This window comes from Flavobacterium araucananum, from assembly GCF_002222055.1.
In the GTDB taxonomy this organism is placed as follows: Bacteria; Bacteroidota; Bacteroidia; order Flavobacteriales; family Flavobacteriaceae; genus Flavobacterium; species Flavobacterium araucananum.
In genome coordinates, this window is the sequence record NZ_MUGS01000044.1 from 16625 (window position 1) to 32149 (window position 15525).

At 32.2% G+C, this 15525-nt stretch carries 9 protein-coding genes; 7 read left to right on the forward strand and 2 right to left on the reverse strand.

Annotated features, from left to right (window positions below; all coding sequences use genetic code 11):
* The first annotated feature begins 39 nt into the window (after window positions 1–39).
* Window positions 40–417: a GxxExxY protein gene (locus B0A64_RS18470; protein ID WP_089480977.1), complete on the forward strand. Its 378-nt coding sequence runs from the start codon at window positions 40–42 to the stop codon at window positions 415–417.
* A 164-nt stretch (window positions 418–581) separates the two neighbouring features.
* Here the strand turns inward: B0A64_RS18470 and B0A64_RS18475 are convergent, their stop codons facing one another.
* The gene (locus B0A64_RS18475; RefSeq protein WP_089480978.1) at window positions 582–2327 is read right to left on the reverse strand and encodes an ABC transporter ATP-binding protein; all 1746 of its coding nucleotides are present in this window, start codon (window positions 2325–2327) and stop codon (window positions 582–584) included.
* A 377-nt stretch (window positions 2328–2704) separates the two neighbouring features.
* Here B0A64_RS18475 and B0A64_RS18480 point away from each other — a divergent pair, with 377 nt between their 5' ends.
* Complete coding sequence (locus B0A64_RS18480) at window positions 2705–3484, forward strand: hypothetical protein (protein WP_089480979.1); 780 nt, start codon at window positions 2705–2707, stop codon at window positions 3482–3484.
* A 124-nt stretch (window positions 3485–3608) separates the two neighbouring features.
* Here B0A64_RS18480 and B0A64_RS18485 read toward each other — a convergent pair whose 3' ends face one another.
* Window positions 3609–4748 (reverse strand): M12 family metallopeptidase, encoded by a 1140-nt coding sequence (locus tag B0A64_RS18485; protein WP_089480980.1) that lies wholly within the window; start codon window positions 4746–4748, stop codon window positions 3609–3611.
* Window positions 4749–4904: 156 nt separating this feature from the next.
* Here B0A64_RS18485 and B0A64_RS18490 point away from each other — a divergent pair, with 156 nt between their 5' ends.
* From B0A64_RS18490 to B0A64_RS18510, 5 genes are all read left to right on the forward strand, one after another.
* Window positions 4905–5693, forward strand: coding sequence for a hypothetical protein (locus B0A64_RS18490; protein ID WP_089480981.1), 789 nt, complete (start codon window positions 4905–4907; stop codon window positions 5691–5693).
* 94 nt (window positions 5694–5787) lie between these two features.
* Window positions 5788–6744, forward strand: coding sequence for a GSCFA domain-containing protein (locus B0A64_RS18495; protein WP_089480982.1), 957 nt, complete (start codon window positions 5788–5790; stop codon window positions 6742–6744).
* Window positions 6745–7127: 383 nt separating this feature from the next.
* A complete protein-coding gene (locus B0A64_RS18500) occupies window positions 7128–12218 on the forward strand; it encodes a translocation/assembly module TamB domain-containing protein (RefSeq protein ID WP_089480983.1) in 5091 nt (1696 codons plus the stop codon).
* Window positions 12202–14520, forward strand: coding sequence for a translocation and assembly module lipoprotein TamL (gene tamL / locus B0A64_RS18505; protein WP_089480984.1), 2319 nt, complete (start codon window positions 12202–12204; stop codon window positions 14518–14520). Before B0A64_RS18500 ends, tamL begins: the two co-directional genes overlap by 17 nt.
* Window positions 14521–14717: 197 nt before the next feature.
* Window positions 14718–15347, forward strand: a complete 630-nt coding sequence (locus tag B0A64_RS18510) for a DUF4230 domain-containing protein (protein ID WP_089480985.1) — start codon at window positions 14718–14720, stop codon at window positions 15345–15347.
* Window positions 15348–15525 lie beyond the last annotated feature (178 nt).

A 15525-nucleotide genomic window follows, 5' to 3' on the forward strand; every position in this document is an offset into this window, starting at 1 on the left:
CGAAATTAAATTTGTAAGTTTATACTTAATTTTGCAAGTATGAATGAAAATGAAATTTCAGCTATCGTAGTTGATATCTGTTATAAAATGCATGTGAAACTTGGTCCCGGTTTATTAGAATCGGTTTATGAAGCAATTTTACATTATGAATTAACTAAAAAAGGATTATTCGTCGAAAGACAAAAAACGCTTCCAGTTATCTGGGATGAAATTAAACTCGATATTGGTTTTCGAACTGATTTAATAATTGAGAACAAATTGATTTTAGAAATTAAATCAATTGAAAAAATAACAGAGGTTCATGCAAAGCAAGTTATGACATACTTAAAAATCACAAAAATGAAATTAGGCTTGCTGATAAATTTTAATGTGCCTTTAATCAAGTTTGGTATTACAAGAATTGTTAATAATCTTTAAGTTAGCTCAATATTAAAAAACATTATAAAAGATACAGAATCAAATACTTTTCGACTTTGCACGATTTTTTTCTTTTTATTATATTGAGATAGAAACTTATTTATAAAAGAAAGCCGCAAAGCTTTTAAAAACTTTGCGACTCTGCGTCTTTGCGCGATTAAATATTACTTTCTTTCCCCAATTTGCTGACGCCACATCGCATAATACAAACCTTTCTCTACAATCAAATCTTCATGTTTCCCTGATTCAATAATCTTACCTTGTTCAAGTACAAATATTTTATCAGCATGCAGAATAGTAGATAATCGGTGTGCGATTAAAACTGTAATTCTGTTTTGGTCAGATATATTTCTAATCGTAGTATTAATTTCTTCTTCGGTAATAGAATCCAATGCAGAAGTAGCTTCATCGAAAATCAATAAATTTGGATTTCTTAAAATAGCGCGAGCAATTGATAAACGTTGTTTTTCGCCACCGGAAACTTTTATTCCGCCTTCACCAATTGTAGTGTTTAGGCCATCTTCGGCGCGTTGTAACAATTTCTCGCAACTTGCACGTTTTAAGGCATCGTATAAATCTTCGTCTGTTGCATTTGGTCTTACAAACAATAAATTTTCGCGAATCGTTCCTGAGAACAACTGAGCATCTTGCGTAACGAATCCTAATTGTTTTCTTAAATCAAGCAAATCAATATCAGTAGAATCAATTTCGTTGTATAGTACCTGACCTTCAGCCGGTGTATACAATCCCACTAATAATTTTACCAGAGTTGTTTTTCCGGAACCCGAAGGTCCAACAAAAGCAACGGTTTCGCCTTGTTTAATTTCAAAATTAATGTTTTCTACCGCTTTAAATTTTGCTGTTTTATGTTGAAAACTTACATTATTAAAAAGCAAAGATCGAATAGCTCCAACATGTTTTGGATTTTTTGGACGAAATTCTTTTGGTGCACTTAATAAAGTTTTAAAGTTTTCCATCGAAACTTTAGTTTCATTCAGTGCAATAATAAAATTCCCTAACTCTTGTAGAGGGCCAAAAATAAAGAAAGTAAAAAATACCATGGTTAATAAATCACCAACGATTATTTTTTGTCCAAACAAGAAATAGTATAACGTAAATACCACACAAGTTCTTAAAAAGTGAACGGTTGTTCCCTGAATAAAACTCAAACTTCTGATAAAACGAATTTTCTCCAATTCAAGTTGCAGAATTTTAAACGTGTTTAGATTTAGACGCTTTTCTTCCTGATACGTTAATCCCAGACTTTTTACAAGTTCAATGTTTCTTAAACTCTCAGTCGTAGAACCTGCCAAAGCATTGGTTTGATTGACAATTTTTCTAGAAACGATTTTTATTTTTTTACCCAGATACGAACTAATTAAGGCAATAATAGGAGCAGTAACCAAAAAGATAAGCGAAATGCGATAATCGATTCTGGCAACGTAAACAATTACAAATATGAAACCAATGATGGTTTGAAAGATTAATGAAATCGAAAGTGTAATTAATTTTTCAGAGTCAGAACGTACTTTAGTCAGCTTACTTAAAGTTTCGCCACTTCGTTGATCTTCAAATTCAGCATAAGGCAAATCGAGGGATTTTTTGATTCCGTCCGTATACATTTGGGCTCCTGTGCGCTGAATTACGACATTGGTAAAATAATCCTGAAAGTTTTTGGTAATTCTGGAGATCATTGCGGCACCAAGAGAAAGCCCGAGCCAGAATGATAACGATTTTATAAAACCAATTTCGTTTCCTTCGTATTTATGCAGACCAACACCGCAATCCTGCATTAATTTACCCGTAATTATTGAGTCTGATAAGCTGAAACAAATGTTTATAGAGGCCATAATCAAAGCAAAAAGCAACAGCATTTTATGTTTGATTATATAAGAATATAATAATTTCATGTGTGAGTTTAATTTATAGAAGATGCAAAAGTAATGAATAGTTTGCCTTTGTAAAGATGGTTTTTGTTATTAAAAATGTAATTTTTTTTACAGCAGAAATTATTGGTATGTTTTTTTAAGTCTTGAATGTTTGAATTTTTCAGGAAACGTATTTCTTAACATTGAAACAGTAAATTAAAGTAAGAAAAAAACTAATATAATATGAGGTATTTTGCTTTTGGATATTTTTTTTCTAAGATAATTAGTAGTTATTTTATTTGTAATCAACACATTAGTGATTATTGTAAATTGCATTATTTGTTTTATTGTGGAATCCCGTAAGGTTTTGATTTGGGGTTGTATTACGTTTGCATTGATAACAAATTTAACCAATCAAAATGAAAAAAATTTTATGCCTTTTTAGTGCTTTATCAATGGTACTAATCTCTTCTTGTTCTAGTGATGATTCATCATCTGATAACGCATCTGGAACATTATTACCTACAAAAATTACTGAAACAACTGTTGAAAACGGAAAATCAGGAAGTCTTACTTACACATTTACTTACGACGGTAATAAATTGAAAGAAGTTGGAGCTACTGATGCTTCAAGATCTGTTTATACTTATACAGGAGATGTTATAACAAAAGTGGAGTCTTATAAATCAGGTATTTTGCAAGTTACAGACGTTTATACGTATGAAGCTGGAAAATTAGCTACTAGAATTACTGTAAGAGAAGCAAATAAAACTACTCAGGATAAACTGACTTTCGTTTATAATGCAAATGGTACGGTTACTACAAAATCTTCTTCGATAGAAAATAAAATAGAAACTAAATACGACACTACTACTACTTATACTTTTTCGAACGGGAATCTTGTTACTACAGAATACCTTGACGGTGTAAAAGAAAAAATTACAAGTACATTTGATGATAAGAAAAGCCCTTTTACTAATATTACAGGAGCAAAATTGTTGTTAGATTTAGATAATAATTTTGATTTTTCTTCAGTAAATAATACAGTTACAAACGTTACTACAAATTATGATGGTGACGGAAAACTGACTCAAACAGCAACTGTAACGACTACTAACAAATACAATGGCAGTAATTTCCTTACTGAGGTATTTTCAGGAGATGCAAAAGATTCTGAAAAACTTGAGATTGCTTACTAATTAATTTTAAGTAATAATCGAAAATCCCCAATCATCTTAACAGTTGATTTGGGGATTTTTTTAATAGAAAAAATTGACTTTTTGTTAGATAAAAAGATTTTGTTTTTTTTGAAACTTTTATCCCTTAAAACTTACCTGATTTAGAAGACCATTTTATAGTTTCATTGAATATTAAGACAAGACTACCGTCATCTTTTAGGTGTAATTTTGCTCCGGGAAATTCTGAAGTATTACTGGTCCATGTTGTGACTAAAGGTGAGCCAATTGAAGTAGAACTTTTGCCTTTTATTACAATGTTTCCATTGTTTTCTAAATAACATGAAGACATTTTATCATATCTTTTATTTCCTACCTGCCATATCAAATTATCATTTGTATCAAGGATAGACAGAGTACCACTATAAAAAGCTAGTCTATATTTTCCATTAGGCGATTTGATAGCTTGTGTCCATGGTATATAATCAAGTCTTTCTTCAGGTTCTACAATTGATCTAATAGTGAAGGGATACCAATTATTTATAGAATGCATGTCAACCGATGATAATCCATACGTTGCACTTACACCCACACCATTGGTTGTAAGAGATGAAGGTATAAGATAATGCATGATAGAAAGAGGATCATATTCGCTATAATTAGTACTACTTTCTTTCTTGATGACCCATCGATCTGTTTCTTCATTTGACCACCCCATAAGTTCGCTATAATATTTATAAACCTTTGGTAAATTCCATTTAATATTTGCAGAAGGATTTTGTGTCTCATGATGTAAGCCTAATGCATGTCCAAATTCATGTAATATTGTTTGAGCTGCCCATTCTTCTTTTGCAACTTTTAGAGTTCCTAAGCGCATTGTTTGAGAAGATGTTTCACTACCAGGGCTTTTTCCCAATTGCGACCAAGCACCAGGGCTGCCCACATCAAAACCAATTCGAATATGGGCATATTGATCTTTAGAGACATATTCAAATTTTAGATTTGCGTATTTTATCCATTCAGCTGCATATTTTTTTACTATTTCATGTTGCCAGCTTTCGCCATCTAAGAATTTAATTTTTATAATCTGACCAGTTTCCCATCTGGGCCAATTTATAATCGCTGCACTTGATTTTGAAGTTACATTCTTTTGTGAATTTTTTAAATCAAATGTACAGATTTCTGTTTCGTCGGCAGAAGAGAATGAGTTTTGTGTAGTTTCGTTATTCTTATCACAAGAGAAAAAAATAAATGTAAAAGCGGCAATTACGAATTTTAGTTTTTTCATTTTATATCGATTAAGTTAGCTTGCAATTTACATGTAAAAAGACTACAGAAAAAGGATAAATCTTTAATATGTCTTAAAGTGTTGTAATTAAAACTTATTGTGGATACGGTGCTTTTGGAAAAAGATTTCTTTTGTGTAAGACCTAAAACAGATATTATGAAAAAGAATTTATTTTATTATTTACCGTTACTGCTTTTGCTTTTGAATTCTTGCTCTAGTGAGGAGAATAATGATTATCCTAATTTAATTTTACCAAAAAAAATAATATATAAAGATCAAAATAATAAGATTTATGAAACTACAACTTTTACTTATGATGGTAATAAAATTGTAAGTGTTGTTAATTCAGATTTATATATTGATTTTACTTATGATGGCAATCGAATAGTAAAATCAATTCAATACCGCAATTATGGCGAAAGCTATACTGAAAAATTATATAGTTACTCAAATGATAAATTACATAAAGTAAATTTATCTTATTCTGATAGAGAACGTGAATATATATACACTTATAATAATGACATAATTACAAAGCAAATTCACAACGTGGATAATAAAATTGGATCAGATGAAAATACTGAAGATGTATTTATTGTCTTGAATGGGAATATAGTTAAATCAAAATGTAATTTTGGAAACGGGTATGATGTTATTAGTAATTCTTATTATGAGTATGATACAAAAAACAATGCTTTTAAAAATGTTACAGGATTGAATTTACTGATCGATCAATTTAATTTTGGTGATGAAATAAGTTCTCCTTCAGTAAATAATATAACAAGATACAAAGTTTATTATATTCAAGGTTCAAAATCAACAATTGTATTTGAGCCTTCCGGGAATGTTATGAAATATGAATATAATTTGGAAGGGTATCCAATAAAAAAAACAACTTACGATTATGCTGATCAAATAATTGAAATAATAGAATATACCTATTAAGCAAATATTCTATTTCTTATAAAAACCAAATACTTCTGTGTTTGGTTTTTTTTATTGGTAAAAATTGGTGAAATTCGTGTTTAAAATAAAAACCATGCAATTCAGAACCCAGATTCCAATTTCTAAAGCCAATAATCCTATTGATTACAATTCGAAATTAATTTCGATTGGTTCTTGTTTTGCAGAAAATATGGCAGAGAAATTCGATTATTTTAAGTTTCAAAATACTACGAATCCTTTTGGGATTATTTTTAATCCGGTTTCGATCGAAAAAATAATTAGCCGGGTAGTAAAGCAGGAATGGTATACAGAGAAAGATGTTTTTTTTTATAACGAACGTTGGCACAGTTATGAAGTTCATTCGGATTTAAGCAATTCTGATAGGCAGGAATTGCTGGAAACATTAAATAAAGCTGTTTCAGAAACCTATAATTACTTACAAGAAGCCACTCATATTATCATTACTTATGGAACTTCCTGGATTTATAGAAACATAGAAACTGACGAAATTGTTGCCAATTGCCATAAAGTTCCTCAAAAGCAATTTTTGAAAGAATTAGTATCAGTCGAAATAATTCAGAAAAGCATTCAAAGTACGATTGGTTTAATTGAGACCTTAAACCCAAACATAAACTTCATTTTTACTGTTTCGCCGGTACGACATATAAAAGATGGCTTTGCAGAAAATCAATGGAGTAAATCAAATCTGTTTGCAGCACTTCATTTTAATCTGAAATCTGATATTAACAATCTAAAATTAGAATATTTTCCTTCGTATGAAATCATGATGGATGAACTTCGCGATTATCGTTTTTATGCCGAAGATATGTTGCATCCCAACCAAATTGCGATCGATTATATTTGGAAACTTTTCAGTGAAAGTTATGTTGCAGAAAATAGTATGTTGACGATGCAGGAAGTCGATGAAATTCAAAAGAGCCTTCGCCATCGAAGTTTCAATCCGGAATCTGAGCAACATAAGAAATTCCTAGTTAAACTTCAGCAAAAAATAGCGCTTTTAGCAAGCAAACAGCCGCACATTAAATTTTAAATTGAATAGCCGTTGGTTTTAACCAACGGATTAGAAAAGAAAATCTCTTTGGCTTTAGCCAAATCAACTTTCTATTTCGGCTAAAGCCAATTTAATCATAATTTGCTTTCCGTTGGTTAAAACCAACGACTACTCAAAAAAAGATAAACTTAATTTATTGTTTTTTTTATTGAATTTTTGCGATAGTTAAAAAAGAAAAACTTCGTGTCTTCGCGCCTTCTTGGCAAAATAAAAAGTAAGAAAATAATTATTTGTCCGTAAAATTTTAGAATAATTGCGTGTAATTATGTAAATTGTTAAGGTTTAAAATTCACAATTTTGTAGACTGTAGCAATACACTTTTATAATACCGCAACTTTAATCTAAACGTGTTTTATTGACTTATGAATAAGAAACCAATTCATTTTCTTAAAAAAACACTACGTATACTACTTTGGTGCGTGGTTTCTATCATTGCACTTTTATTGCTTCTAATTGTACTCATACAAGTTCCGTCGATTCAAAATTATGTAAAAGACAAGGCGATTACCTATTTGCATGAAAAGATAAAAACGAAAGTTTCCCTGGATCATATTTCGATTAAATTCCCGAAAGATGTAGTTCTGGAAGGTTTTTATTTTGAAGATCAGAAAAAAGATACTCTACTTGCAGGTAAACGTTTAGAGGTCGATGTCGATTTGTTTAAACTCGTTAGTAGCGAACTGGAGATCAATTCGGTTTCGCTGGAGAATGTTACCGCAAATATTTCGCGAAATAAAGATGGCGCATTCAATTTTGATTATATCATAAAAGCTTTCGAATCAAAAGAACCAAAAGTACAGGATCCGGATAGCAAACCCTTTAAAATATCTGTTGTAAAAGTAAATCTTGATAAAGTTAAATTCAACTTTAAAGATGATTTTTCTAAGAATGATATCAAAGTAAATCTAACGCATTTTGATACCAAATTTAAGGAATTCGACTTGGATAAAATGAATTTCGATATTCCGAATATTAATCTAAACGGATTAAAATTAGTGCTGGACCAGGATGTTGTCGAAAAAATTGCCGAAGTATCGGTAAAAACCGTTGATACTATTTCTAAGCGAAAAGACTTCAATTTAAAACTCGCAAAAATCAGTTTGTCTAAAATTGATATTGCTTACGACAATAAAGATTCGAAACTTGATTCAGGAATTAAATTAGGAAATCTTGATCTTACGGTCAATAAAATAGATCTTAATAATCAGGTATTGGATTTTGACACATTCGAACTAAAAAACCTTAGAGGAAATCTGCGATTAGGTGCAAAAGACAAACAAATTAAAACACCAAGTTTAGATTCAACCGCAATAAAACAAGCGGGCTGGAAAATAAAACTGAATGATGTTGATATACAAGACATCGCTTTTAGATTTGATGATATGCAATCAAAACCGGTTTTAAAAGGAATTGATTACAGCCATCTTGATTTGGATAAATTCAACTTCAAGGCACAAAAACTATATTATGGCAACGATACCATTTCTGGAAATATTAAAGCATTAGCAGTAAATGAAAAAAGCGGATTAGCGGTTGAGTCTTTAAAAACCAATTTTTTTTACGGACCTAAAAATGCATATTTGAATGATCTGTATTTAAAAACACCACAAACACTTTTGCAAAATAAGATTAAACTAGCATATCCGTCGCTTAACGCATTAAAAAAAGATATTGCAAACCTGACTTTGGATGCGAATCTAAATCAGTCTAAAATAGGTTTTAAAGATATTTTGCTTTTTGCCCCTGATTTGCAAAAAACAAATCCGTTTAAAAGTAATCCAAATGCAATTTTGTATTTGAATACACGATTGACCGGAAAAATAAAAGACTTAACTATACCGCAGTTCGAAATGAGCGGAATAGGAACAACAAAAGTTGCGCTTTCAGGAAAAATAACTGGTTTGCCAGATGCTAAAAATGCTTATTATGATTTGGATATCAAGAAGTTGTCAACTACTTCTAAAGATATTTATTCGTTTATTCCCGCAGGAACAATCCCTAAGAATATTCAGTTGCCATCTCAACTGAATTTGCAGGGAAAATTTAAAGGATCACTTCAAAATTTTAAAACAAGTCTGGCTTTAAACAGTAGTTTCGGAAATGCAAAAGTGGATGGTTTATTTGATCAGCGTGTTAAGAAAAAAGAGAAATATGATGCGACCGTTTATTTGTTGGATTTTGATTTAGGGCGATTGATCAAAAATGATTCAATCGGAAAAATTACGCTTAAAGCCAAAGTAAAAGGCAAAGGTTTAGACCCAAAAACAGCTCAGGCACAATTTGACGGACTGGTTCAGAAAGCAGTTTTTAATAGATATACATATCGGGATTTAGCTTTGAAAGGAAATATCGAAAACGGATCCTTTGACGTAAAATCAGGAATGAAAGATCCTAATTTGCATTTTGATCTTGTTGCCAGCGGAAACACAAAAGACAAATATCCGTCAATACAATTAAAATTAAACCTGGATATTGCCGATTTAGAAAAGCTAAATCTTCATGCCGGACCAATGAAGTTACGAGGTAACATCGACGCAGATGTTGCAAATAGCAATCCTGATTTTCTAAACGGAAAAGTGTTTCTTTCGAACATTCAGATTTTGCAGGACGCAGAACCTATTGTGCTGGATTCTATAAGAGTTGTAGCTTTTGCAGATAACAATAGAAATAATATTAAAATTTCGTCTCAGTTTTTAAAGGCAGAAGTAGACGGAAAATATAAACTGACCACACTAACGGCGGCAATAAAAAAATCATTGTCAAAATACATGGATCTAAAAAATCCAAAGGTAAATGGAGAGTCTGATGAGCAACGTTTGGCTTTTACGCTAAAAATTGATAATGACCCGATTCTTTTTAAACTGGTTCCAAAATTAACAGGTTTAGAGCCTGTTACGATTACCGGAAAATATAATAATACAACAGATTCACTAGAAGTAAAAGGAACGATTCCGAGGATTGTGTATGCAGATAATACTATTGCCGACGGAAAAATAAATATCGAAGCAAAGGAAAATGCATTAGAATATTTGGTTTCTGTAGCGACCATCGAAAGTGGTTCTCTCAAAATTCCGTTTACGAGTTTATCAGGAAAAGTCGAAAATAATCTTTTGACGTATGCACTTGAAGTAAAAGATGTAAAAGACAAACAACAGTATTTTATTGCCGGAGAATTTAAAACTGAAGATTCTAAAAACATTTTCAAAATTGACGCAGAAAATTTTGTGCTTAATTATGATAAATGGAGTATTGATCCTGAAAATGCAATTGAATTTGGAGCGAAAAGGCTTTATATCAATAAATTTTATTTAGCAAATTCAGGAAACGAATTAAAAATTCAGTCTCAGGGAGATCAGGATAATGCACCATTAAAAGTTGATTTTGTAAACTTCAAAATCGAGACGATTATGAACATTGTAAAAAAAGATAAACTCTTAATGCAAGGTTTGATTAATGGAAATGCGGTGGTCGAAAACGTAATGATGAAACCAACTTTTACTTCTGATTTAAAAATAGATCAATTTGCGTTTAGAGGAGAACCGGTTGGAGATATTGCGATAAAAGTAGATAATAAAACCAATAATTTATTGGCGGCAAATGTTATCCTGAGCGGAGAAGGAAATGACCTGAATCTTACAGGGAATTATAAAATTGACGATAGTAATCTGGATTTTAATTTAGATATAAACAAACTGAACATTAAAAGTATTCAGGGTTTTAGTATGGGTAATATTACTGATGGAACCGGATTTTTGGCGGGGAACTTTAAAATTACGGGAAAAGCATCTGAACCAAAAGTCAACGGAGAATTAAACTTTAAAGAGACCGGTTTCAGAGTAACGAAACTCAATTCTTTTTTTAAAACCCAAGACGAAAAAATCACGCTTCAAAATGAAGTAATTACATTCGATAAATTTACTTTTCATGATGAAAATGATAACGAATTAACCATAAACGGAACGATAAAATCAGCTGATTATACCAATTTTGATTTTGGTTTAACGGTTGTGGCAGACGATTTCAGAGCCATACATTCTAAAGAAGCAGACAATGATTTGTTTTATGGAGATTTGATCCTGGACACCAAACTAAACATTAAAGGAACTCTTGAGAATCCTGTTGTTGGCGGAAATATAAAAATAAACAAAGACACCAAGTTTACGGTTGTTTTACCACAATCTGATCCTTCGATCGCAGATAGAGAAGGTATTGTAGAGTTTGTCGATGAAGATAATATGTATCTGAAACAAACAGTTGCAATGGAGGACAAACTAAATCAATCTCAGCTTATTGGTATGGATGTTAGTGTTGAAATCAATATAGATAAAGAAGCTGAACTTACCTTGGTGATCGACAAAGGAAACGGGGATTATCTGAACCTAAAAGGGGAAGCGCAACTTACAGGAGGAATAGATCCGTCCGGAAAAACGACTTTAACCGGTAAATATGAGTTTTCTGAAGGAGCTTATGAAATGAACTTTAATATGATTCGACGCAAATTCGATATTCAAAAAGGAAGTTCTATCACCTGGAATGGTGAGCCTACAATGGCGAGTTTAAACATCACGGCTGTTTATAAAGTAAGTACCGCACCAATAGATTTATTGGGGAACCAATTGCCAACAGACAACCCTACGGTTAGAAATACATACAAACAAAAAATTCCGTTTCAGACCTTATTGAAAATGAATGGGGAACTTTTGAAACCGGAAATTACTTTTGATATTGTGCTGCCTGACGGAAATTATGATGTCTCTACAGATGTTGTCTCGCTTACACAAACAAAGCTGGAACAATTGCGACAAGAACCGGCAGAATTAAACAAACAGGTTTTTGCTCTTTTATTATTGAACAGATTTATTGGTGAAAATCCTTTTTCGAGCGAGAGTGGCGGAACAAGTGCAGAATCTCTGGCAAGACAAAGTGTGAGTAAAATACTTTCGCAACAATTAAATGATCTTGCGGGAGAATTAATTACAGGGGTACAGTTAGAATTTGATCTGGAATCGACAGATGATTATACTACAGGGACAATGCAAAACAGAACCGATTTGAATGTTGGTGTTTCTAAAAAACTATTAGACGACAGACTAAAAGTAACTGTAGGAAGCAGTTTTGCAGTCGAAGGGCAGGAACGAGCCAATGAAGAAAGTACCAATATTGCAGGAGATGTGGCATTAGATTATCAACTAACCAAGGACGGGCGATATATGGTTCGTGCGTATCGAAAAAATGAATATCAGGTTGCAGTAGAAGGACAGGTTGTAGAGACGGGAGTTGCTTTTATTATTACCATGAGTTACAACAAATTCAGAGAGCTTTTTCATCGTAGTGCAGCCGAAAAAGAAATGATCAAAGAAGAAAAGCTACGCAAAGAAAAAAGAAAACTCAAAGAAAAAGAAGAGAAGAAAAAAGAAGAAAATCAAATAGAAGGAAATGAGCAAAAGACATAGCAATATAAAGATCAGATATGTAAAATATTTTATAGCGCTATCCTTGTTTTTTACTTTTGGATGCAGCAATACAAAATATTTACCGGAAGGAGATTTATTGTACACAGGAGGTTCTGTAACAGTAAAGGATTCTATTATCAAAAAGAAAGACAGAAAAGCGCTGGAGAAAGAACTGGAAGATTTATTGCGTCCTAAACCTAACAAACAAATACTGGGGTTACGACCTAAATTATGGATTTACAATCTTGCCGGTGAACCCAAAAAGAAAAAAGGAATTCGCTATTGGCTGCGCAATAAAGTGGGTGAGCCCCCAGTACTTTTCAGCAAAGTCGATCTGGATTATAATGCATCGGTTTTACGAAATTTTACAGAGAATCGTGGTTATTTTAAAACCCGTGTCAGCGCTGATTCGACTGTGAGAAACAAAAGAGTCACAGCAGAATATACGGTTATACCCAAAAAGCAATACATTATTAAAAGTGTCACTTTTCCTGATGATTCCCTGGCAATGTCAAGGATAATTGGACGATCAAGCCGAAGAAGTTTATTGAAAGTTGGAAAGCCGTATGATCTCGAAATTATAAAAGCAGAAAGAGAAAGAATTGATGCAAGGCTTAAAGAACGAGGATATTTTTACTTTAACCCTGATTATATTTTAGCACAGGTCGACAGTAGTAAAGGCGATCATGAAGTAAAAGTGAGGTTGGTAATAAAAGCTGATACACCGCCAAAAGCCCTAACGGCTTATAAGATTAATAAAATAGTGGTATATCCAAATTTCACTATTTCAAAAGACAGTACAAAATACACCAAAAAAGATATTGTTCAGTATAAAGACTTTACAATTATTGATACCGCAAATACGTTTAAACCAAGAGTTTTTGACAGGGCAATCTATTTCAAAAAAGGGGATTTGTACAGTCGAAAAGATCATAATCTGACTTTAAATCGTTTTGTGAACCTTGGAACTTTTAGCTTTGTAAAAAATGAATTTAAACCATCTGACAGCTTAAAAAACACGTTAGATTCATATTACTACCTGACACTTTTGCCTAAAAAATTTATTCGTGTTGAAGTTTTAGGGAAAACAAATTCAGCAAGTTATACCGGAACAGAAATTAATGTAAATTGGAACAACCGGAACTTATTTCGTGGTGCCGAATTGTTTACGGTATCTGTTTTTGGTGGTGCCGATTTTCAGCTTTCAGGAACAAATAATGGGAAGAATATTTATAAGTTGGGAGCAGAAACAAGTCTGACCTGGCCAAGATTTATCGTTCCGTTTTTTCATGTCGAAGGTTCCAGCGAATATGTTCCAAGAACCAAAGCAACATTGCGATATGAATTTCAAAACAGGACACAATTGTATGCTTTAAATTCGTTTAAAACCTCTTTTGGTTACCAATGGAAAGAGAATATTAGAAAAGAACATCAATTCAATATTATTGATATTACTTATGTGAGCCCAAATAATGTTACGGCAGAATATAAACAAGATATTCTTGCAGATGCTTCACTAGGAAAAGTCATTGAAAAACAATTGATTTTTGGACCAACCTATTCGTATACCTACACCAACACCATGCAAAAACGTAAAAAAAATACGTTCTATTTTAATGGCGAATTAGATTTGGCTGGAAATATAACAGGTTTGGTTACGGGTGCAAATGCCAAAAAGAACGATACCATAAAAATATTTGATGTTCCGTTTAGTCAATTTGTAAAAGTTAAAGCAGACTTTAGACATTATTTAAAATTGAGTAAAGAAAGCGAGTGGGCGAGCAGAATTATTGTTGGTGCAGGACTTCCTTACGGGAATTCAGGTGCTTTGCCAACATCCAAACAATTTGTTGTGGGAGGAACCAATAGTATTCGTGCCTTTAGAGCAAGATCTCTGGGACCTGGAAGTTACCTTAATAAAGAAACAGATAATTCGTATTTACCGGATCAATCAGGAGATTTAAAATTAGAGTTTAGTACAGAATACAGGGCAAAACTATTTAGTATTGTTCGAGGTGCCGTATTTATTGATGCTGGAAACGTCTGGCTTTTAAATGCGGATAAGGATAAACCCGGAGGAGAAATCACTAAAGATTTTATGAAAGATATTGCAGTGGGGGCAGGAGCGGGATTACGTTTTGATTTGTCTTTTCTGGTCTTAAGAACCGATTTGGCATTTCCGCTAAGAAAACCTTATTTACCACAAGGCGAAAGATGGGTAATAGACGATATTAATTTTGGAAGCGGACCGTGGAGAAAAGATAATCTGATATTGAACATCGCAATTGGATATCCATTTTAGTTTTGCCACGAATTTCACGAATTTACACTAATATATATTTTGCGCATAATATTCAATTTCACAAATTTATAATTCGGAAAATTCGAATTATAGATTCCTAACATTAGTGTAAATTCGTGAAATTCGTGGCGGAAAAAAAACTTCTTGGCGAAAAAAACTAAAAAAAAAGAAGTAAATTGCTCTAATAAAATAATAGAATGCAAAATTTAATAAAAAGAATAATAGTTTTAGCTGCGGTCGTACTTATTATAGTTTTGGCTTTTAAATACTGCGAGTTCAAAAAAGACGACGATTCTACAATCGATTATAACACCAACCTGATTCAGCAACAAATCCTGAATGTTGGTAAATTGGTCGTTACCGAAGGACATTTTTCAGAAGTCATAACCTATAAAAACCAACAGAAATATTTGATGGATATGGTTTCTTTTGAGAAAAAAGCATTGGTTGTAGTCAATGCAAATGTTACCGTTGCATACGATTTGCATAAAATGAAGTATGATATCGACGAAAAAAATAAAACAATCACCATTCTTAATATCCCAAAAGAAGAAATTACAATCAATCCCGATATTCAGTTTTATGACGTAGAGCAAAGTAAACTGAATCCGTTTACGGGAGAAGATTACAATAAAATCAACAAATCTGTAAAGGCAAATTTGGCTAAGAAAATCGAAAAATCGACCTTGAAGACAAATGCCCAAAACAGATTAATAAGCGAATTGTCTAAGATTTTAATTCTAACCAATTCAATGGGTTGGAAATTACAATACGAAGGAAAAACAATCGAATCTGATAAAGATTTTAATGAGGATTTGAAGTTGTAAGTTGAGGAAGGTTCAAAGGTTCAGAGAGGCAAAGGTTCAAAGGTTTTGTTTCTCGCAGATTTAGCAGATTTTAATATCGCAAAGGCTCAAAGTTTTTTATTTAAAAATAATCCAAGAAAGATTAAAAAAATAAAAATCTGCTCAATCTGCCAAATCTGCGAGAAAAATTCACACAGTA